This is a genomic window from Streptomyces sp. JLBT605 (genome assembly GCF_058215555.1).
This window is the reverse complement of the sequence record NZ_CM177087.1, coordinates 3,426,480-3,446,954: the sequence shown is the minus strand read 5'-3', so window position 1 is coordinate 3,446,954 and position 20,475 is coordinate 3,426,480. Positions and strand designations below refer to the sequence as shown.

Genomic DNA, 20,475 nt, shown 5'->3' with positions numbered 1-20,475 from the left:
CGGGCCCCGCCGCCGCGCCCGGTCCCCCTACCGGCGCGGGGTCGGCAGGCCCAGCAGGCGGTCGCGGAGGGCGGGGAAGTCCTGGCGGGTGGTGGCCACCCGCGCCACGTCCAGCTCGACGGTGAGGACCTGCTCGTCCGGGCCCGCCTCGGCGAGCACCTCGCCCCAGGGGTCGACGACGATGCTGTGTCCGGCCTGCGCCACGCCCGCGTGGCGGCCGGCGGTTCCGCAGGCCAGGACGTACGCCTGGTTCTCCACGGCGCGGGCCCGGGCCAGCAGCGTCCAGTGCTCGCGACGCCGGGCCGGCCAGCCCGCCGGGATCAGCAGCGCCTGCGCCCCGGCGTCGACCAGCAGCCGGAACAGCTCGGGGAAGCGCAGGTCGTAGCAGGTGGCCAGGCCCACGGTGAGCTCCTGGGCGGCGCCTGCCTCGGCCCCGGCGCCCGTCTCGGCCCCGGCGTCGGCCCCGCTCGGGAGCGTCCCGGTGGCCGGGGGCGTCGCGGTGATCGGGAGCGTCGCGGTGACCACCTCGTCGCCCGCGCTCATCAGTACGGCCTCACCGGTGTCGAAGCCGAAGCGGTGGATCTTGCGGTAGGTGCGGACCAGCTCGCCGTCGGGCGAGAAGAGCAGCGAGGTGTTGTAGAGCGGACCGCCCTCGCCGGGCGCACCCGCGCGCTCGACGATCGAGCCCGCGTGCAGCCACACCCCCGCGTCCCGCGCCGCCGCCGACATGGCCGCGGCCGTCGGACCGTCCAGCGCCTCGGCCTCCGTGTCGAACAGCTCATACGCCCACGCGCCCACCGGCCACAGCTCGGGGAGGACGACGAGATCGGCACCGGCCTGCTCGCGGACGAGTGACGCAACCCTCACCCGCCGGTTTTCCACCGACTCATCCGCTGTTACGGCGATCTGGATCAGGGAGGCGCGCACAGTACCACCGCTCTCAGCTATCGAGCCGTCAATCGGGGCCTACGATCAGAGGCGAAAGCACTGCCGGGTCGCCCTCGCGCAGCGTAACTTAAGCGCCTGAGAGCACCCAGCCCGCGTACCAACCGTCCGAGGGGTCCCGTGACCGACCATCCCAGCCTTCAGACCTCCATCGACGCCTGGACCCACTCCATCGAGGCGATATCCGAGTTGGTGAATCCGCTCGTCGAGGGCGAGTGGAACCGGGCCACCGAGTGCCCAGGGTGGTCGGTGCGCGACGTCGTCTCCCACGTGATCGGGGCGGAGTGCGAGATGCTGGGCGATCCGCGCCCCATCCACTCGCTGCCGCGCGACCTGTTCCACGTCAAGGACGAGCTCTCGCGCTACCTGGAGGTCCAGGTCGACGTGCGGCGCTGCCACACCGCGCCGGAGATGACCTCCGAGCTGGAGTACACCATCATCCGCCGCTCCCGGCAGCTGCGGAACGAGAAGCGCGGGCCGGAGGCCACGCTGCGTGGGCCGCTGGGTGGCGCGGAGGTCACCCTGGAAACGGCCCTGAGCATGCGGGCGTTCGATGTGTGGGTGCACGAGCAGGACCTGCGTCGGGCCCTGGGCCGGCCCGGCAACCTCGATTCGCCGGGCGCGCACATCGTCCGTGACACGCTGCTCGGCGCTCTCCCCAAGGTGGTGGCCAAGCGCGCGGGCGCGCCGGCCAATTCCGCGGTCGTCGTCGATGTGAGCGGCCCGCTGGAGTTCATGCGCACGGTCCGGGTGGACGCGGAGGGCCGGGGCACCATCGACGGCAGTGTGTCGCTGGGCCCGGCGGTGACGATCGCCCTGGACTGGGAGACGTATCTGCGGCTGGCCTGCGGGCGGGTGCGGCCGGAGGCGGTGGCCGAGCTGGTGAAGATCGAGGGCGACCGGGAGCTGGCGGACGCCATCCTGGCCAACTTCGCGGTCACGCCGTAGCGCCCTGCCGCGCGGGTACCGCGGAACAGGGCGCTGAGGCGGGGCGCTGGGCAGGGCGCTGACGCAGCGCGCTGAGGCGGGGCCGGCAGACCGGCGCAGGTGGTGGCCGCGGCGGTGTGCGGGTGCCCGCGGAGCAGCGCGACCACCTGGCGGGCGGATCAGGCGTTGGCGCCCCGGGCGGCTACCGGCCAGCGGTCCGCGAGCTCACCGTCGCGGACCACCATTAGCTCGTCGACGAGATTGACCGCGGTGCAGACGTGGTTGGGGACGACGGCGAGCACGGCGCCGGGGCGGGGCGCGCGGGTGCCGGACGCCAGCTGGACGACGGCATGGTGCTCGGACAGCGAGGTGATGACCGCGCCCGGCAGCTGCGGGATCAGCCCGTGGCCGGTCAGGTAGGCCGGGCGGTCGGTGCTGAGGATCTTGCTGCCGGCGTCCAGCACGATGCGGTCGGGGGCGGGGACGCTGACCACGGTGGCCGCGGCGGCCAGCGCGACGTCCCCGGTGGCGCAGCTGCCCAGCGCGACCTGGGTCGCGTCGTTGAAGACGTAGACGCCGGGGCGGAGTTCGTTGACCACGCCCTGCCGGACGGCGCCCGCGGTCGGGGTGGATCCGCCGCTGATCACCGGGGCGCTCAGGCCGGCCTCCTCGATGGCCCGGGCCGCCTCGCCCAGCGCGCGCTCCTCGTCCCGGGCCGCCGACTCGCGGGCCTGCGGGCCGTAGCCGTGGCCGGGGAAGGTGAACACGCCGTGCACCAGCAGTCCGGCGCCCGCGGCCGCGCGCGCCACGGCCGCCGCGCCGCCCGGCACGACGCCGGTGCGGTGGTGGCCGCTGTCGATCTCGACCAGCACTCGGACCGGGGCCGCGCTCCCGCGCAGCGCGCGTCCCAGCTGGGTGGCGCCCTCGACCGAATCCACGCCGACGCTCAGGGCGACCCGGTCGGCGAGCTGCCGCAGCCGCTGCCCCTTCCGCTCGTCCGCCCAGAGCGGGTAGGCGATGAACAGGTCGTCGGCGCCTGCGTCGGCGAAGACCTCGGCCTCCCCGATGGTTGCCACCGTGAGCCCGTCCGCACCCGCCGCGAGCTGATACTCCGCCACCCGCGGGCTCTTGTGCGTCTTGGCGTGCGGCCGCAGGGCGAAGCCCAGCTCGCGGGCGCGGTCGGCCATCCGGCGGACATTGCGCTCCATGACGTCCGCGTCCACCACCAGCGCGGGCGTGCTGATGCCCGCGGGCAGTCGCCAGGACAGTTCGTCGGTCGACGGGATCGTCATGTGGTGCCCCCGAAAGTCGGTGTTCGAAGTCGTACCCGGCCCATGAAACCAGCCCGTCCGGCATTTGAGGACCGGGGGCTTGGGGGCGGAGCCCCCAAATACAACGCGCACCCCCGCCCTCAAGCCGGCACGTGCACCGCCTCCACCCGACTGGCCACCACCCGCTCCCGCTCCCGCCGGTCCGCCCGCCCGCGCAGCCGGAGGATCTGCGTCAGGCCGAGGGCCTGGAGGACGAAGACCGAGGCGAACGCGATCCGGTAGTTGTCGCCGGTGGCGTCCAGCAGCACGCCGACGGCCAGCAGGGTGGTCATGGAGGCCGTGAAGCCGCCCATGTTGACGATGCCGGAAGCGGTCCCGGCTCGCTCCGGCGGGTTGGCGGGCCGGGCGAAGTCGAAGCCGATCATGGAGGCGGGTCCGCAGGCGCCGAGCACCGCACACAGGCTGATCAGCAGCCAGCCGGGGGCGCGGTCGCCGGGCCAGGCCAGCACCGCCGCCCACAGCAGGGCGGTCGCGGCGATGGTGCCCAGCGCCAGCGGCGCGCGGGCGGTGTGGTGGCGGGCGATGATCTGCCCGTAGACCAGGCCGATGACCATGTTGCAGAGCACCACCAGGGTCAGCAGTTCACCGGCCTCCGCCCTGCTGTGGCCCTGGTCCTCGACGAGGAAGGGCAGGCCCCACAGCAGCAGGAAGACCATCGCGGGGAACTGCGTGGTGAAGTGCACCCACATGCCGAGCCGGGTGCCCGGCTCGCGCCAGGCGTCCGCGATCTGGCGGCGTACGAAGCCCTTGCCGGCGCGGGCGACCGGCTCCGGCTGGTGTCCCTCGGGGTGGTCCTTGAGGAAGAGCAGGGTCAGCACGAGGACCAGCACGCCGCCCAGCGCGCTGCCCGCGAAGGTGGGGGTCCAGCCGAAGCGGTGCAGCAACTGGGCGAGCACCAGGGTGGAGATGAGGTTGCCGGCCATCCCGAAGAGCGCGGCGACCTGGGCTATCAGCGGCCCCCGGCGGGCCGGGAACCAGCGCGCGCCCAGCCGCAGCACGCTGATGAAGGTCATCGCGTCGCCGCAGCCCAGCAGGGCCCGGGAGGCCAGCGCGGTGCCGTAGGACTCGGACAGCGCGAAGCCGAACTGACCGGCGGTATAGAGCAGGATGCCCAGGCTCAGCACCTTGCGGGTGCCGAGCCGGTCGACCATCAGGCCGACGGGTATCTGCATGCCCGCGTAGACCAGCAGTTGGAGGATGGAGAAGGTGGACAGCGCGGAGGCGTTGATGGAGAAGCGGTCCGCCGCGTCCAGGCCCGCCACGCCCAGGCTCGTCCGGTAGGTGATGGCGACGAAGTAGACGGCCACACCCAGGCCCCATACGGCGACCGCGCGGCGGCCGCCGGGTGGATCGCCGGGCAGGCTCACCCCACCGCCGGCCCGGCCGGTGTCCGGGACGCTCATCGCACGTCTCCGCGCGCGAGGTTCTTCACCCAGCTGACGTGGCTGTGGACGACGGCGGCGGCCGCGTCCGCGTCGCCGGCGCGCAGGGCCTGGAGGATCTCGGTGTGCTCGGCGATGTTCTTGGCGATGCGGTCGGGGTGGGCGTGCATCACGGCCACGCCCATCCGCAGCTGGCGGTCGCGGAGCTGGTCGTAGAGGCGGGAGAGGATCTCGTTGCCCGCGCTGCGCACGATCTCGGCGTGGAAGCAGCGGTCGCTGACCGCGACGGCCGCCAGATCGCCGGTGGCCGCCTGCCGCTTCTGCTCCTCCAGCAGCTCCTCCAGACGGGTGATCAGCGCCGGCGGGGCGGGCACGGCCTTGCGGGCGGCGTGCTCCTCGACCAGCAGCCGGGTCTCGACGACGTCGGCGATCTCCTGGGCGGAGACCGGCAGGACCAGCGCGCCCTTCTTCGGGTAGAGCTTGATCAGACCCTCCACCTCCAGGCGGAGCAGGGCCTCCCGCACCGGGGTCCGGGAGACGCCGACGGCCTCCGCGAGATCACCCTCGGTGAGCAGCGTGCCGCCCTCGTAGCTCCGGTCGAGCACCCCCTGCTTGATGTGCGCGTAGACCCGCTCGGCGGCGGGCGGCTGCTTGGCCGGGGGCGCGGCTGGGGCGGTCGCTGAGATCATGCACGCAGCATAGATACAACAGGGATACGAGCGGGAGGGCGGTCCCGCGATACGGACGGGTAGGCGGCGGCCGCAGGGACGGCACCGCGGCGGACCACGCCACACGAACGCGGGCGACGCCACACGAACGGGGAACGGCGAGCCTCCCGGGTGTGACAGCGACCGGCGGATCGCCGTTACATCCCCGACAGCACCACCGGATCGGAGTCCACGATGCACCGCACCCCCCACCGCCCCCACCGCCCCCGAACCCCCCGCACCACGCCCGCCAGGACGGCCGCCGCCCTGGCGGGCGTGGCCGCGTTCGCCCTGCTCGGCACCGCCTGCGGGGAGAGCAAGGACAAGGCCGCCGACACCCCCACGATGAAGCCCACCGTCGCCACGGCCGCCGCCGTCGCCACCCGGTCGGCCGAGGCCGGCGTCACCCGATCCGGCCTTCCGTACGTCGTCAACCACTACGGCGAGGAGCACGCGGACAAGGGGGTCGCCCAGCGCCGCCCGAAGAACCTGGTGCTCTCCGAGTTCACCACCATCAGCGGGGTCAGCTGGCAGAAGTGGGGCGCCAGGCGGGCCTCGGGCACCGGAAAGGTCACCGGCACCTGGTGCGGGGAGAAGTGCCTGGACAAGCCGCTGAAGGGGACCGTCACCCTCACCGACCCCAAGAAGAACAGCGGGAAGAACAGCGAGAAGAAGGTCTTCTCCTCCTTCAGGCTCAAGCTCTCCGGCGGATCCGGAAACTACGATTCCGACGATCTCCGCGGCAAGCGCCCGCTCCCCACCCGCTGACCCGTACCGCCTGGCCTGAGCCGGAACCGGCGGAAAGGGGATGGGCGTCCAACCGCCCATCCCCTCTCACCCGCCGTTACCGGCGCGCGGTCAGCACCGAGCCGGGGCCCACAACCTGGGTGCCCGTCTCCGGGCGCTCACCGACGACGTCGATGGTCCGGCCCGAGACCGAGATGTCGCTCGCCGCATACGGCTTGGCACCGTCGGCGGGCAGCTTCATCGACACCCACCGACCGCCGGAGTAGCGGAACACGGCGCTGGTCTCCTCCGTCTTCCGCTCCAGGACGACGGGGTCACCCTGGCTGATCGCGACCGAGTTCAGCTCCCCGGTCCCCCTCGGCAGTGGGACGTTGGTCCACTTCCGTCCGTCGTACCGCAGCGCCAGCGCATGCATGGAGCTGTCGGACGCCTCCGACCCACCCACGGCCCACAGCTGCCCGCCCGGCCCGGCGGCGACCTCATTCAGCCCCGCGTGGGCGGGGACGCCGGAAACGGCGACCTTGCTCCAGCGTGTGCCGTCGTAGTGCAGCAGCACCGGCTTCTCGGGAGTGAAAAAGCCCGTGCGGCCCACGGCCCACACGTCGTCGGCGGCGAGCGCGGTGACGCTCGACAGCATCCACGGCTGGTCCTTGTCCCCTCCAACGACGTCCGGCAGCTTCTGCGCCTTCCAGCGGGTGCCGTCCCAGTGCTGGAGGGTTCCGGCGACCCTGGAGCCGTCTTCCCCCCTTACCTGCGTCCAGCCCGCTGCCCAGGCATCGTTGGGAGCGCGAGTGTCGACGGAGGTGAACCCGGCCGACACCGTCCCCCGGGGCACCGGAGCGACAGCGGACTTCCACGCCGTGCCGTTCCAGCGCTGTGTCACCACACCACCGACCTGCTCCACGTAGTCCCCGACCAGCATGCCGTTGCGCGGCGAAGAGGCATCGACGTCATTGAACCGGACGTCCTCATGGGGCGCCGCCGTCACGGGCGCCGTCTTCACCCGCTTCCAGCCGGGGCCCTTGCGCTCGTCGCGCTCCCACAGAGCGGGCACGAACACGGCGTCGTCCCCCTCTTGGACGATCCGCATCCCCGCCACCCATGTGGTCTTCGCGTCAGGCCGCGTGGAGGCGTAGAGCGCGGCGTTGCCCGGCGTCACCTTCGACTCGCTCCACCCGGCGGCACGCGGCGAGGCCGGGGACGGAGTGGACTCGGCCGCGGAAACGGCGGCCAACGCCGGCGTCGCGCTCGCGGCCAGCGTCAGCCCGGCCAACACCGCCATCGCACCGCGGACACCGCGGGTACTGGTCATCTTCTTCACGTTGCTGCCTTTCATCTACAGGTCAGCGGACGGCCCGTGTCCCCTCCCCCGTGGGGGGCGCCGTGGCTCGACCGCTCCGCCATTGAAAGCGGCTGTACGGTTGATCAGCGGCCCCCTTCCGAAGCACTGATCAATTGATAAAGGCGCTGGTGAGCGGGGGTGTTGAGGGGGAGCAGGGCAAGGAAGTGCAGGACAAGGGGGGACAAGGGTGGGCCGCCGTGAGAGGCCGGTGGACCCGAGCGCCGGTCCGGTTCAGCGCTTCGCCTACGAGCTGCGCAAGCTGCGTCAGGAGGCCGGGGGGCCGACCTACCGCGCGATGGCGCAGCGGGCGCCGTACTCGGCCACGGCCCTGTCCCAGGCAGCGGCGGGTGAGCAGCTGCCCTCGCTGCCGGTGACGCTGGCGTACGTCGGGATCTGCGGCGGGGACCGGGCGGAGTGGGAGGAGCGCTGGCGCGAGGCGGCCGCGCGTGCGACACAGGCCGCGGTCATGGAGCGGGCCGAGGACGACGCCGCCGCCGACCCGCCCTATCGCGGCCTGGCCCGCTTCGAAGTCGGCGACCACGAGCGCTTCTTCGGGCGGGACCGGCTCGTCGCCGACGTCGTGGAGCTGACCCGGAGCAACCGGTTCACCGCCGTCTTCGGCCCCTCCGGCAGCGGCAAGTCCTCACTGCTGCGGGCGGGCCTGATACCCGTGCTCCGGGAGACCGGGACCGGCGGCGGCGCCCCGTCGGCTCCACCGCCGCCGGCCGTCATACGGGTCCTGACGCCGGGTGACCACCCGGCCCGTACCCACCGCGCGGCACTGGCCCCGAAGGCGGGCGACGGCGACACCTGGCTGATCGTCGACCAGTTCGAGGAGGTGTTCACGCTCTGCCAGGATCCGGCGGAGCGGCGGGAGTTCATCGATGCGCTGCTCGCCGCACGCGAACCGGGAAGCCGGCTGCGCGTCGTGGTCGCCGTACGAGCCGACTTCTTCGGCCGGTGCGCCGGACACCGCGGGCTGGCCGCCGCGCTCCGCGGCGCCACGCTGCTCGTCGGCCCGATGGGACCGGCCGAGCTGCGCGAGGCGATCGTGCGGCCGGCCGCCGCGACGGGCCTGATCGTGGAACGGTCCCTGACCGCCCGGATCGTGTCCGAGGTCGCCGACGAACCGGGCGCGCTGCCGCTGATGTCCCACGCCCTGCTGGAGACCTGGCGCCGGCGGCGCGTACGGACGCTGACGGAGGAGGCGTACGAGTCCGTGGGCGGGGTCCACGGCGCCATCGCCGCGACGGCGGAGCGGGTGCACGGCGAGTTGTCCACGCGCCAGGCAGAGCTGGCCCGCCGGATCCTGCTGCGGCTGATCACCCCCGGCGACGGCGCACCGGACACCCGGCGTCCGGCGGACCGGGCGGAGCTGGAAGCGGACGGAACCCCCAGGGAGACGCCGGACGACACATCGGTGGTGCTGGAGCGCCTGGTCCGGGCCCGCCTGGTGACAGTGGATGACGGGGTGGTCGACCTCGCCCACGAGGCGCTGATCACCGCCTGGCCGCGGCTGCGGGGCTGGATCGAGGAGGACCGCGGACGGCTGCGCGTCCACCGGAAGCTGACGGAGGCCGCGCGGGCGTGGCAGGAGCTGGACCGGGATCCGGGCGCGCTGTACCGCGGGGCGCGCCTGGCGGAGGCGGAGGAGGCGTTCGGCTCGGACCGGGAGCGGGCCGCCCTCACCTCCCTGGAGCGGGCGTTCCTCACCGCGAGCAGCGGCGGGCGGCGGCGTGAGCGCCGCCGATTCCGGGCCGTGGTCGGCACGCTGTCCCTGCTGCTCGTCCTGGTGATGGTGGCGGGAATGGCGGCCTGGCAGTCCAAGCGCGAGGGTGACCAGCGCCGCGCCGAGGCCACCTCTCGCCGTCTCGCGTCGATCGCGGAGACCATGCGCTCCGCCCACCCGGTGACGGCGCTGCGGCTGAGCGCCGCCGCGTGGCGGATCAGCCACACGGACGAGGCGCGGGCGGCGCTGCTGGGCGCGGTGACCCAAACGGAGCAGGACTCCTTCACCATTCCCGGCGAGGACCCGGACATGGAGGCGTACTTCAGCGCGGACGGGCGGACGACGGTGCGCGTCGCGGCCGGCCGCGCACAGCGCTGGGATGTGGCCGGCCACCGCCGGACGGGCGGACTCCGCCTGGCCGGTGCGGAGCGGGTGGAGGGCCTTTCGCCGGACGGGCGGCGATTGCTGGTGGCGGCGGGCGGTCAGTTGACCGTCCGTGACCTCGACACCGGTAAGCCGGTCGGTCCGCGCCCTGCTCCCGGGCCCGCGGACACCCTGAACGCCGGGTTCGCCCCGAGCGGGCGCACGGTGGTCCTGGAGGACGGCCACTCGATCAGGCTCTGGGACGTGCGGCGCGGGCGCCTGGTGTTCCAGCGCGAGGGCGAGGACGTCTACCAGCCGGTCGTCAGTCCGGACGACCGGTTCCTGACGCTGTGCGTGGGGAGCTCCCTGGAACTGTGGGACGTCGCCGCGCGGCGTCAGGTGCGCCCGCCCCGCGCGGCGGCGCTGTCGCGCGCCGTCTGCAGTAGCGCTCCGACCCCCGACGGTGGCAGAGCGTGGGAGTTCGATCCGCAGGGCCGCGGGCTGGCCGTCGGCAGAAAGGAGCTCGCCATCTGGGACCTGAGCTCCGGGAAGACGGTGCGGATCCTCGACCACGCCGACACGCTGGACGATGTCCGTTTCAGCCGCGACGGACGGTTCGTCTCCACGGTGGCCGACCAGAAGATCACGTTGTGGCGGATCTCCGCGGGCTCCGCCGAGGCGGTCTACTCGCACCGGCTGGCCGGCGATTACGTCCTGGGCCACTGGCTCGACCTGGACCGGGGCGTGATCCGGTACCAGGAGGGGACCGGTGACGGCACCGGCGCCGTGCGGACCCTGTTCGTCGGCGATGCCACCGCCTCCCCGCGGCGCCGGGAGCCGGCCCGGAAAGCCGCGTTCAGCCCCGACGGGCGGCTGGTCGTCACGGCCCGCCGCCACGGGGATCGCATGCGGTTCGAGGCGCGGCCCACCGACGGCGGCGGCCCGGCGACCTCGCTGCCCCCGGTCGACTGCGGAACAGCCGACCAGCCGCTGCGGAAGAGCGAACAGTGCTGGGCGCACCTGGCGTTCAGCGCCGACGGACGGACTCTGGCCTACGGGGTCGGTGGCGACAAGGTGCACGACGACCCGGACGTCCAGTACCGGGAAGGGACCGGAGCCCGCCCGGAGCGGATCACGGTGTGGGATCTGCGGGAGAACCGCGAGCGGGCGGAGCTGGTGCTCGCGACGCACGCCAAGGACGCGGAGAGCGCCGATGCCATCGCGCTGAGCCCGGACGGCTCCTCGCTCTACGCCCTCCGCCAGGGCCCCGAAGCCGTACTGGAGAAGTGGGACGCGCAGCGCCGGCAACAAGTGCCGCGGCATACCGAGAAGCCGGACCTCGGAACCGCCGTCTGGGCGGATCCTCCGGCCGGCGCCTTGGCGGTGCGCCCCGACGGGCGGCTGCTGGCCACCACGCAGGGGATCGGCTTCACCCTGCCCTCGGCCCGCAGGGCCTCGGGTGCCACCGGGCAGCGGAACGCCCGTGCGCTCGCCTACAGCCCCGACGGCGAACGGCTCGCCCTGGGCGGGCCCTCCGGCCGGGTGAGCGTGTACGACGGCGACGGCAGGCAACCCATGGGCTCCCTCTCCGGAACGGACTCGGGCCAGGCCCAGAAGGCCGAGCCGGTGGCCGCCCTCGCCTACTCGCACGACGGGGCGACGCTGGCCGTGGCGGGTGCGAAGGGCACGGTGCGGCTGTGGGACGCCGCCTCGGGGCGCCCGCTGGGCAGCACGCTGACCACCGCGGCCGATCCCGTCCGGGCGATCGCGTTCAGCCCCGACGACCGGACCCTGCTGGTGGCCGGGGCCCGCACCCCGCTCAGGGCCTACCCCGTCGACCCGACCCGCGTCGTCGCAGCCGTCTGCGAACGCGCGGGCGGCGGCCTGTCGCGCGCCGACTGGTCCACGTACATCCCGGAGGTCCCGTACCGCGACATCTGCTGACGCGTCCGGCGGGATCGCCGTGGCGCCGCACGCTCAGGGGTCTCCGGCGGCGTCGCCGTGGCGCGGCTCCCGTCAGCCGACCTCGACCAGCCCCTCTCCCTCCGCCTCCCGCGGAGAGGCCGGCCCGGCGGCGGCGGTCGAGCGCTGTGCCCGGTAGCGGCCCGGGGCGACCCCGTACTCCCGCTTGAACGCCTTGGCGAAGGCGAACTCCGAGGCGTAGCCGGTCCGCTGGGCGACCACCCGCAGCGGCTGGTCGCCCTCGCGCAGCAGCCCGCCGGCCAGGGTCAGCCGCCACCAGGTCAGATAGCCGAGCGGCGGCTCGCCGACGAAGGCGGTGAACCGTTTCGCGAACGCCGCCCGGGACAGCCCCGCCACCGCGCCCAGTTCCTCGACCGTCCATGGGCGGGCCGGCTGGTGGTGGATCGCGCTCAGCGCCTGCCCGATCGCCGGGTCGTGGAGTGCCGCCGCCCAGCCGGCCGTGGCCTGGGCGTGTCCGTCGTACCAGGCCCGCAGGATGTACAGCAGCGCGGTGTCGAGCAGACCGCTGGTGGCGGCGGCCGCGCCGGGCCGGGTCTGCTCCGTCTCGATGCGCAGCAGCTCCAGCACCCCGCCCAGCGGCCGGCCTTGGCTGGGCAGCCGGACCAGGCCGGGCAGACAGCTCAGCAGCGGATGCGGGCGGGACCGGTGCAGCTGGTAGGCGCCGCAGAGCATCAGCGTCCCCGGCGTTCCGTCGTCGGTGGTGCCCGGGTCGGACGGCCAGGAGCCGTCGGCGTTCGGGGCCACCTCGACCAGCGGGGTGCCGGGGTCGTCGGCCAGGCCGTACCCGACGCCGTGCACGAAGGCCAGATCGCCCGCGGCCAGCCGGATCGGCGGGCTGCCGTCCTCCGGCAGCACCCAGCAGGAACCTTCCAGCACCGCGTGGAAGCCGACCCCGTCCGAGGCCGCGAAGCGCAGCCCCCAGGCCCCGTGCCGCCGCCTGCGGCCGGCGTGCGGCCGCCCGGCGCGCATCGCGGTGATCGCGTCGCTGAGTACGTCCATGCGGGCGAGCGTACCCGCCGAAGACGAGCGCGCATGATCGCAAGACGCTGCGGCATGGGCGGCCGGGCGCGGCCTTCGTACGGTGAATCCATCGAGGTCAGAGGCGCCCTGACCGTCCGTCACACATCTCCTTTACGAGCGGAGTGAACCATGGCCAAGCAGGTGGTGTTCGACGAGATCGGCGGCCCCGAGGTGCTGCGGATCGAGCAGGTGGAGCTCGGCGAGCCGGGCCCCGGCGAGGTGCTGCTCCGCGTGGACGCCCTCGGCCTCAACCGGGCGGAGGCGCTCTTCCGCTCCGGCGGCTACTACTACCAGCCCACCCTGCCCGGATCCCGGCTCGGTTACGAGGCGGCCGGCGAGGTGGTGGCGCTCGGAGCGGGGGTGACCGACTTCGCGGTGGGCGACCAGGTGCTGACGACGACCACCGGCGAGATGAGCGCCAACGGGGTCTACGGCGACACGCTGCGCCTGCCGGCCGGCGACCTCATCCACCGCCCCGGCTCCACCGACGCGGTGACAGCAGCCGCGCTCTGGCTCTCCTACAGCACCGCCTACGGCGCGCTGGTGGAGAAGGGCGAGCTGCGCCCCGGGGACACCGTGCTGATCACCGCCGCCTCCAGCAGCGTCGGGGTGGCGGCGATCCAGATAGCCCGCCATCTCGGCGCGATCCCGATCGCGGTCACCCGCAGTGCGGCCAAGCGCGAGCGCCTGGAGCGGCTCGGCGCGGCACACGTGATCGTCCTGGACGAAGGTGATCTGCGGGAGCAGGTCACCAAGGTCACCGACGGCCGGGGTGCCGACATCGTCTTCGACTCCGTCTCCGGCCCCGGCCTGGCCGAGGTCGCCCAGGCGGTCGCGCCGGGCGGGCTGCTCATCGTCTACGGCTGGCTCGACCCGAGGCCGGCGCCGCTGCCGCTCAACTGGACGCTGCGCATCCTCGGTTACGGCAACCTCCAGGTCACCGGCGACCCGGTGGTCCGCCGCCGGGTCTGGCACTTCCTGGACGCGGGCCTGCGCGCGGGCACCCTGGCCCCGTTGATCGACCGCACCTTCGACCTGGAGGAGATCGCCGAGGCCCACCGCCACCTGGAGTCCAACAGCCAGATCGGCAAGATCGTGGTCACCGTCGCCCACTGATGCGGTGGCCTGAGCGGGCGTGCGTGCGGGCGGGCGGGCGGGCCAGGGGCAGTCGAACTCGCCCGCCTCTTCACTCAAGCGCCCGGTACTCAGGTGACGGCTCAATCAGGTCGGGACGCTCCACCACGTACCGATCACCGTGAATACCAAGCATCGCCCAGTGCCACGCCTCGTCATGGAAGACAAGCCCGCGGTAAGGGCTGCCGTCATCCGGCTCGTACGGGTAGAACTCCAGGGCGGCTTCGGTGGCTTCCGCCGGTGTCAGACCGCCATGATGCTCCATCACCCATGCGTAGCCGCGCCGTTCGGATGCCAGATACGCGACGTACTCCGCCTCGCTCCATGTCATGGCTCAACCCTAGGCATCTCACCAGGGAAAACACTGTCCGGGGCATCGGGCAGGGAACGGCCGAGGGGGCCGGGAGCATCCGCTCCCGGCCCCCTCGGGCACTCAGGTGATCGGGCAATCCGCCGGTCAGCCCCAGGTGATGAGCTTCTTGGGGTTCTCCAGGATCGCTGCCAGGTCCGCCAGGACCTTGGAGCCCAGCTCGCCGTCGACCAGGCGGTGGTCGAAGGAGAGGGCGAGGGTGGTCACCTGGCGCGGCTTGACCTTGCCCTTGTGGACCCACGGCTGGAGCTTGATCGCGCCGAAGGCGAGGATCGCGGCCTCGCCCTGGTTGAGGATCGGGGTCCCGGTGTCGACGCCGAAGACGCCGACGTTGGTGATGGTGATCGTGCCGCCGGACATGTCCGCCGGGCTGGTCTTGCCGTCCCGGGCGGTGGCGATCAGCTCGGAGAGCGCCTGGGACAGCTCGGGCAGCGTCTTGGCCTGCGCGTCCTTGATGTTCGGGACGATCAGCCCGCGCGGAGTGGCCGCCGCGATGCCCAGGTTGACGTAGTCCTTGTAGACGATCTCCTGGTTGGCCTCGTCCCAGGACGCGTTGATGTCCGGATTGCGGCGGATGGCCAGCAGCAGGGCCTTGGCCACCAGCAGCAGCGGGTTGATCCGCAAGCCCGCCATGTCCGGGTCCTGCTTGAGCTCCTGGACCAGCTTCATCGTCCGCGTCACGTCGACCGTGATGAACTCGGTGACGTGCGGGGCGGTGAAGGCACTGGCCACCATCGCCTGGGCGGTCGCCTTCCGCACGCCCTTGACCGGCACCCGGCGCTCACGGTCCGCGCCGACAGCGGCCGGAACGGGGGTGACGGTCTCGGCGACGGCAGGCGCCGGCGCGGGGGCCGGGGCCGCCGCGGCGTGCACGTCCTCGCGGGTGATGATCCCGTCCGGGCCGGTCGGGGTCACCGTGGCGAGGTCGACGCCGAGGTCCTTGGCGAGCTTGCGGACCGGCGGCTTGGCCAGCGGGCGGGCGCCGGCCGGGGCGGTGAACGCGGTCGCGGCGGCCGGGCCGTGGCCGTTCAGTTCGCCCTGGACGGCGGCGCGGACCGGCTCGGCCGCGACCGGTGCCGGGGCAGCCGCGGGCGGCTGGGCCGGGGCGCCGGGCTGCGGCTTGCGGGCGCGCCGCTTGGTGGACGACGGGGCCGCGCCGTAGCCGACCAGCACCGCCTGGCGGCCCTGCGGCTCCTCGGGCTCCTCCTCCACCGCCGGAGCGGGGGCGGCCTCGGCGGCCGGGGCCGCGGCGGGTGCGGGTGCCTCACCGGCGCCCGGCTGGGTGTCGACGGCGATGATGACGGTGCCGACATCCACCGTGACGCCCTCGCCGAAGCGCAGCTCGTGCACCACCCCGTCGAAGGGGATCGGCAGCTCGACCGCGGCCTTGGCGGTCTCCACCTCGCAGACGATCTGGCCGTCGGTCACCGTGTCACCCGGTGCGACGTACCACTTGAGGATCTCGGCCTCGGTGAGCCCCTCGCCCACGTCGGGCATCTTGAACTCGCGGAAGCGCTGGCCGTTTGCAGTCATGGTCACGACTCTCCTCAAGCCCTTCAGTACGCCAGCGAGCGATCGACGGCGTCGAGCACCCGGTCCAGATCCGGAAGGTACTCGTCCTCCAGCCGGGACGGCGGGTACGGGGCGTGATATCCGCCGACTCGCAGCACCGGTGCCTCCAGGTGGTAGAAGCACCGCTCGGTGATACGGGCGGCGATCTCCGCGCCGGAGCCGAAGAAGACCGGCGCCTCGTGCACCACCACCAGCCGGCCGGTCTTCTCCACCGACCGCTGGATGGTGTCGAAGTCGATCGGCGAGACCGAGCGGACGTCGACCACCTCGATCGACTTGCCCTCCTCGGCGGCGGCCGCGGCGGAGGCCAGGGCGACCTTCACCATCGGGCCGTAGGCGAGCAGGGTCAGGTCGGTGCCCTCGCGGACCACCCGGGCGGCGTGCAGCGGGCCGGGGATCGCCGCGGTGTCCAGCTCGGACTTGTCGTGGTAGCGGCGCTTCGGCTCGAAGTAGATCACCGGGTCGTCGCTGGCGATCGCCTGCTGGAGCATCCAGTAGGCGTCCGAGGCGTTCGACGGGGAGACGATCTTCAACCCCGCGACGTGCGCGAACAGCGCCTCGGGCGACTCGCTGTGGTGCTCCACCGCGCCGATGCCACCGCCGTAGGGGATGCGGATGACGACGGGCATCTTGACCTTGCCCAGCGACCGCGCGTGCATCTTCGCGAGCTGGGTGACGATCTGGTCGTACGCCGGGAAGACGAAGCCGTCGAACTGGATCTCCACCACCGGGCGGTAGCCGCGCAGCGCCAGACCGATGGCGGTGCCGACGATGCCGGACTCGGCCAGCGGGGTGTCGATGACCCGGTCCTCGCCGAAGTCCTTCTGCAGGCCGTCGGTGACCCGGAAGACGCCGCCGAGCTTGCCGACGTCCTCACCCATGATCACGACCTTGGGGTCGTTCTCCAGCGCGGTGCGCAGGGACGCGTTGATCGCCTTGGAGAGCGACATCTTTTCCGCAGCCATGTCAGTTGCCCTCCTCGGCGGTCACGAACGAAGCCTGGTACGCGGCGAAGGCCGCGCGCTCCTCGTCGACGAGCGCGTGCCCGTCGGCGTAGGTGTGCTCGAACATGGCCATGTCGTCCGGGTCGGGCATCGACCGCACGGCGTCCCGCACCCGCTTGGCCAGCGCGTCGCTCTCGGTCTCCAGCTCGGCGAAGAAGGCGTCGTCGGCCAGGCCCTCGGCGGTCAGGTAGGTGCGCAGCCGCAGGATCGGGTCGCGCGCCTCCCACAGCTCCCGCTCCTCGGAGGTGCGGTAGCGCGTCGGGTCGTCGGAGGTGGTGTGCGCGCCCATGCGGTAGGTGAAGGCCTCGATCAGCATCGGGCCCTCGCCGCTGCGGGCGCGCTCCAGCGCGGCCCGGGTCACGGCCAGGCAGGCGAGGACGTCATTGCCGTCCACCCGCACGCCCGGGAAGCCGAAGCCCTGTGCGCGCTGGTAGAGCGGCACCCGCATCTGCTTCTCGGTCGGCTCGGAAATGGCCCACTGGTTGTTCTGGCAGAAGAAGACGACCGGGGCGTTGTAAACGGCGGCGAAGGTGAAGGATTCCGCGACATCACCCTGGCTGGAGGCACCGTCACCGAAATAGGCGATCACCGCGCTGTCCGCGCCGTCCTTCGCCACGCCCATCGCGTATCCGGTGGCGTGCAGCGTCTGCGAGCCGATGACGATGGTGTACAGGTGGAAATTGTTGGTGTTGGGGTCCCAGCCGCCGTTGTTCACGCCGCGGAACATGCCGAGCAGATTCGTCGGGTCGACGTCGCGGCACCAGGCGACGCCGTGCTCACGGTAGGTGGGGAAGACGTAGTCATCGTCGCGCAGGGCCCGGCCGGAGCCGATCTGCGCGGCCTCCTGGCCCAGCAGCGAGGCCCACAGGCCCAGTTCGCCCTGGCGCTGGAGAGTGGTGGCCTCGGCATCGAAGCGGCGGGTCAGCACCATGTCCCGGTACAGTCCGCGCAGCTCTTCGGCGCTCAGGTCGATGGAGAAATCGGGGTGCTCGACCCGCTCGCCCTCCGGCGTCAGCAGTTGTACGAGCTGAGGTTCGTCCGCCGGGCGTTGCTTGGCGCTGCTGCGCTTGCTGCTGCTGCGGCGTGGCTTGCGCGCGGCAGTGCTGTCCACGGTCACGTGTGCTCCTCCGTCTGTCCGGCCCCCGGGGTCCGCCGGTGGCTGGGGATCCCCCTGCCCGAGGCAGGGAGAGCGGCTCGCCCCGTCGCCGACAGCACACGGGGTGGGTGCGCCGAGGTCCGACCGGGCGTGACAGTCGTCCCGGTGGATGGCCCGCAAAAGGCACGTTACCCAGTGTGTCGCATGTGTGCGAAACCCCCTCTGACCTGCAACTTTGCTTGGATATCCAAGTAAATTGCGATCTATCGGGAACCTTTTACTGGTCACAGCCTCGCAGGCCGCCGGAACAACGGCACGTTATCCCGCTGACCTCGAGCTTCGGAAGGGTCAATGTGGGAAACTAAATCCGTGCCCGAAGACGGAAAAATCACGGTTTTTCTCCTTGACGACCACGAGGTGGTGCGTCGCGGGGTACACGATCTGCTCGCCGGGGAGCCGGACATCACCGTGGTGGGAGAGGCCGGTACGGCCGAGGACGCGATCGCCCGGATTCCCGCGGTCCGCCCCGATGTGGCGGTGCTCGACGTCCGGCTGCCGGACGGCAGCGGGGTGGAGGTGTGCCGGGAGGTCCGCTCCCGGGACGCCGGCGTCAGGTGCCTGATGCTCACCTCCTTCGCGGACGACGAGGCGCTCTTCGACGCGATCATGGCCGGCGCCTCGGGCTATGTACTGAAGGCGATCCGGGGGAACGAACTGCTCTCCGCGGTACGGGACGTGGCGGCGGGCAAGTCGCTGCTCGACCCGGAGACCACCGCCCGGGTGCTGGAGCGGCTGCGGGAGGCCGGGCCCGGCGGCGCGCGGGGCGATGACCGGCTGGCGAGCCTCACCGAACAGGAGCGCCGGATCCTGGACCTGATCGGCGAGGGGCTGACCAACCGCGCGATCGGCGAGCGGCTGCACCTGGCCGAGAAGACCATCAAGAACTACGTCTCCAGCCTGCTCGCCAAGCTCGGCATGGAGCGCCGCTCCCAGGCCGCGGCGTACGTCGCCCGCCTCCAGGCCGAGCAGCGCTGATCCAGCGGACCGGCGGCTCGGGCCGGCCCTTGAGGCCGGCTTCCGAGGCCGGCTTTTCGGGACCTCGAGCCGGCCGGCTTTTCGGGACCTTGGGCCCATACGGCTCGGGGCCGCCGCCCCTGTCTCCGCACCCGATCCGCCGGTCAGGGTGGATCCATGCCCACCGACGACCGCCGGATACGCACCCAGCCGCTCGACCGACGCGCCATGGACCTGCTCGACCGCACCCACTACGGGCGCGTGGCGGTGAGCCTGGGAGCACTGCCGGTCACCGTCGTGACCCGGCACATCGTCGCCGGCGAGGACATCCTGCTGCGCATGCACCGCGGCTACGGATACCACCGGGCCTGCGACGGCCATGTGATCGGCTATGCCGCGGACACCCTCCACCACGAGGCGACGGGCGCCGCGGGCGAGCTGTGGTCCGTGCAATGCGTGGGCACCGCGCGCCTGGCCACCCCCACCGCGGCCGAGCTGGAGCGCTTCGGCCCGGCGCCCCGGAGCGCCGACGACGCCCCCTTCGAGGCGGTCTTTTTGCGCGTGTCGCCACAGTTCGTGACCGTCCATCACATCGCAGGCATCGCTCCGCGTCAACTCGAGCACTCTCCGTGACCCGGCTCATCTAACATCTGTCGCGTGCCGCGCTCACTTGTCACCCTCGCCAAGTCCCCCACCGCTGACAGGGCTTCCCAGGCACACAGGGCTCCCCAGGCACAGGCCGCACACGGCGGCCACAGCACCCACGTGGCGCACCGGGCCCCGGACGAGGGGACGCTGCACACCCTGCTGCGCCGCTACGACCTCCCCGGCGAACCGCTGGCCTGCCGTCCGCTCACCCAGGGCCTGCTCAACCGCGGCTACCGGCTCACCACCACCCACGGCGGCTACTTCCTCAAGCACCACCTCGACGGCGACCGGGCCGCCATCGCCCGCCAGCACCGGGTCACCGCGCGGCTCGACGCGCTCGGCCTGCCGGTCGCGCCGCCGGTCGCCGACGCCGACGGGGACACCGTCACCGTGATCGACGGCCGATGCTGGGCACTGCACCCGTGGGTGGAGGGCCGGCACCGCGATGGCGGCGAGCTGAGCCAGGCGCAGTCCTGGGCACTGGGCGCGCTGCTCGGGCTGGTGCACATGTGCCTGGAGGAGGTCATCGACCCGCGTACGCCCGCCCCGCACGCCGCGCACGCCCCCGACGAGGCCGGCGCCGATCCGGAGCAGACTTATCGCCTCATCGACCGGCTGCTGGCGCTGGCCCGGGCCCGGCAGGGCCGCGACCCCTTCGATGACCTGGCCGTGCACCGGCTGGTCGAGCGCCGGGCGCTGCTGGAGCGGCACGCGCACCGCCGCCCGGCGGCCGCGGCGGTGCCGGCCACCGGCTGGGTGCACGGCGACTTCCACCCGCTCAATCTGCTCTACCGGGACGCGGAGCCGGCCGCGATCGTGGACTGGGACCGGCTGGGCGTGCAGCCCCGCGCCGAGGAGGCGGTGCGCGCCGCCGCGATCTTCTTCGTACGCCCCGGCGGCGCCCTGGAGCTGGCGAAGGTGCGCCCGTACGCGCGCGCCTACCGCTGTGTGACCGGCGCCGGCCCGGCCGAGCTGGCCGCCGCCGTGCACCGGGTGTGGTGGGAGCGGCTCAACGACTTCTGGATGCTGCGCTGGCACTACCAGCTGGGCGACCGGCGGGCCGACCCGCAGTTCCCGGCGGCCGCCGCGCTGGCGGTGTGGTGGACGCGGGAGTACGGGGCCGTCCGCGAGGCGTTCGCGGGCTGACCGCCCCACGCGCAC

General features: G+C 72.9%; 17 protein-coding genes. 7 read left to right on the top strand and 10 right to left on the bottom strand.

Annotated elements, in window-relative coordinates; genetic code table 11:
* Nucleotides 1-27 precede the first annotated feature (27 nt).
* A complete protein-coding gene (locus tag AC4BDD_RS14940) occupies nucleotides 28-927 on the bottom strand; it encodes a carbon-nitrogen family hydrolase (protein ID WP_490691493.1) in 900 nt (299 codons plus the stop codon).
* 138 nt (nucleotides 928-1,065) lie between these two features.
* Here AC4BDD_RS14940 and AC4BDD_RS14935 point away from each other — a divergent pair, with 138 nt between their 5' ends.
* Nucleotides 1,066-1,893: a maleylpyruvate isomerase family mycothiol-dependent enzyme gene (locus tag AC4BDD_RS14935; RefSeq protein WP_490691492.1), complete on the top strand. Its 828-nt coding sequence runs from the start codon at nucleotides 1,066-1,068 to the stop codon at nucleotides 1,891-1,893.
* A gap of 158 nt (nucleotides 1,894-2,051) precedes the next feature.
* Here AC4BDD_RS14935 and AC4BDD_RS14930 read toward each other — a convergent pair whose 3' ends face one another.
* The 3 genes from AC4BDD_RS14930 to AC4BDD_RS14920 all read right to left on the bottom strand — a co-directional run bounded on the left by AC4BDD_RS14930 (nucleotide 2,052) and on the right by AC4BDD_RS14920 (nucleotide 5,274).
* Nucleotides 2,052-3,164: an alanine racemase gene (locus tag AC4BDD_RS14930; RefSeq protein ID WP_490691491.1), complete on the bottom strand. Its 1,113-nt coding sequence runs from the start codon at nucleotides 3,162-3,164 to the stop codon at nucleotides 2,052-2,054.
* A 119-nt stretch (nucleotides 3,165-3,283) separates the two neighbouring features.
* Complete coding sequence (locus AC4BDD_RS14925; protein ID WP_490691490.1) at nucleotides 3,284-4,606, bottom strand: MFS transporter; 1,323 nt, start codon at nucleotides 4,604-4,606, stop codon at nucleotides 3,284-3,286.
* On the bottom strand, nucleotides 4,603-5,274 hold the full coding sequence (locus AC4BDD_RS14920; protein WP_490691489.1) for a GntR family transcriptional regulator: 672 nt from the start codon (nucleotides 5,272-5,274) through the stop codon (nucleotides 4,603-4,605). The genes AC4BDD_RS14925 and AC4BDD_RS14920 overlap by 4 nt, the downstream gene beginning before the upstream one ends.
* A 213-nt stretch (nucleotides 5,275-5,487) precedes the next feature.
* On the opposite strand from AC4BDD_RS14920, the gene AC4BDD_RS14915 reads away from it, so the two are divergent.
* Nucleotides 5,488-6,060 (top strand): hypothetical protein, encoded by a 573-nt coding sequence (locus AC4BDD_RS14915; protein WP_490691488.1) that lies wholly within the window; start codon nucleotides 5,488-5,490, stop codon nucleotides 6,058-6,060.
* A 76-nt stretch (nucleotides 6,061-6,136) separates the two neighbouring features.
* On the opposite strand, the gene AC4BDD_RS14910 is transcribed toward AC4BDD_RS14915, so the two are convergent.
* Entirely contained in the window at nucleotides 6,137-7,351 is a 1,215-nt protein-coding gene (locus AC4BDD_RS14910) for a hypothetical protein (RefSeq protein ID WP_490691487.1), read from the bottom strand.
* A gap of 217 nt (nucleotides 7,352-7,568) precedes the next feature.
* Between AC4BDD_RS14910 and AC4BDD_RS14905 the strand changes: the two genes are divergently transcribed.
* Entirely contained in the window at nucleotides 7,569-11,417 is a 3,849-nt protein-coding gene (locus AC4BDD_RS14905) for an nSTAND1 domain-containing NTPase (RefSeq protein WP_490691486.1), read from the top strand.
* A 72-nt stretch (nucleotides 11,418-11,489) separates the two neighbouring features.
* Here the strand turns inward: AC4BDD_RS14905 and AC4BDD_RS14900 are convergent, their stop codons facing one another.
* Nucleotides 11,490-12,455, bottom strand: coding sequence for an AraC family transcriptional regulator (locus AC4BDD_RS14900; protein ID WP_490691485.1), 966 nt, complete (start codon nucleotides 12,453-12,455; stop codon nucleotides 11,490-11,492).
* 150 nt (nucleotides 12,456-12,605) lie between these two features.
* On the opposite strand from AC4BDD_RS14900, the gene AC4BDD_RS14895 reads away from it, so the two are divergent.
* Nucleotides 12,606-13,592, top strand: a complete 987-nt coding sequence (locus AC4BDD_RS14895; protein ID WP_490691484.1) for a zinc-dependent alcohol dehydrogenase family protein — start codon at nucleotides 12,606-12,608, stop codon at nucleotides 13,590-13,592.
* 70 nt (nucleotides 13,593-13,662) lie between these two features.
* Here the strand turns inward: AC4BDD_RS14895 and AC4BDD_RS14890 are convergent, their stop codons facing one another.
* The 4 genes from AC4BDD_RS14890 to pdhA all read right to left on the bottom strand — a co-directional run bounded on the left by AC4BDD_RS14890 (nucleotide 13,663) and on the right by pdhA (nucleotide 17,673).
* Complete coding sequence (locus AC4BDD_RS14890) at nucleotides 13,663-13,941, bottom strand: hypothetical protein (protein ID WP_490691483.1); 279 nt, start codon at nucleotides 13,939-13,941, stop codon at nucleotides 13,663-13,665.
* Nucleotides 13,942-14,067: 126 nt separating this feature from the next.
* The gene (locus AC4BDD_RS14885) at nucleotides 14,068-15,513 is read right to left on the bottom strand and encodes a dihydrolipoamide acetyltransferase family protein (RefSeq protein WP_490691482.1); all 1,446 of its coding nucleotides are present in this window, start codon (nucleotides 15,511-15,513) and stop codon (nucleotides 14,068-14,070) included.
* A 23-nt stretch (nucleotides 15,514-15,536) separates the two neighbouring features.
* A complete protein-coding gene (locus AC4BDD_RS14880) occupies nucleotides 15,537-16,517 on the bottom strand; it encodes an alpha-ketoacid dehydrogenase subunit beta (RefSeq protein WP_490691481.1) in 981 nt (326 codons plus the stop codon).
* Nucleotide 16,518: 1 nt separating this feature from the next.
* The gene (gene pdhA / locus AC4BDD_RS14875) at nucleotides 16,519-17,673 is read right to left on the bottom strand and encodes a pyruvate dehydrogenase (acetyl-transferring) E1 component subunit alpha (RefSeq protein WP_490691480.1); all 1,155 of its coding nucleotides are present in this window, start codon (nucleotides 17,671-17,673) and stop codon (nucleotides 16,519-16,521) included.
* 348 nt (nucleotides 17,674-18,021) lie between these two features.
* On the opposite strand from pdhA, the gene AC4BDD_RS14870 reads away from it, so the two are divergent.
* The 3 genes from AC4BDD_RS14870 to AC4BDD_RS14860 all read left to right on the top strand — a co-directional run bounded on the left by AC4BDD_RS14870 (nucleotide 18,022) and on the right by AC4BDD_RS14860 (nucleotide 20,460).
* Nucleotides 18,022-18,687, top strand: a complete 666-nt coding sequence (locus AC4BDD_RS14870) for a response regulator (RefSeq protein ID WP_490691479.1) — start codon at nucleotides 18,022-18,024, stop codon at nucleotides 18,685-18,687.
* Nucleotides 18,688-18,843: 156 nt separating this feature from the next.
* Nucleotides 18,844-19,299, top strand: coding sequence for a pyridoxamine 5'-phosphate oxidase family protein (locus tag AC4BDD_RS14865; RefSeq protein ID WP_490691478.1), 456 nt, complete (start codon nucleotides 18,844-18,846; stop codon nucleotides 19,297-19,299).
* 132 nt (nucleotides 19,300-19,431) lie between these two features.
* Nucleotides 19,432-20,460, top strand: a complete 1,029-nt coding sequence (locus AC4BDD_RS14860; RefSeq protein ID WP_490691784.1) for a phosphotransferase — start codon at nucleotides 19,432-19,434, stop codon at nucleotides 20,458-20,460.
* Nucleotides 20,461-20,475 lie beyond the last annotated feature (15 nt).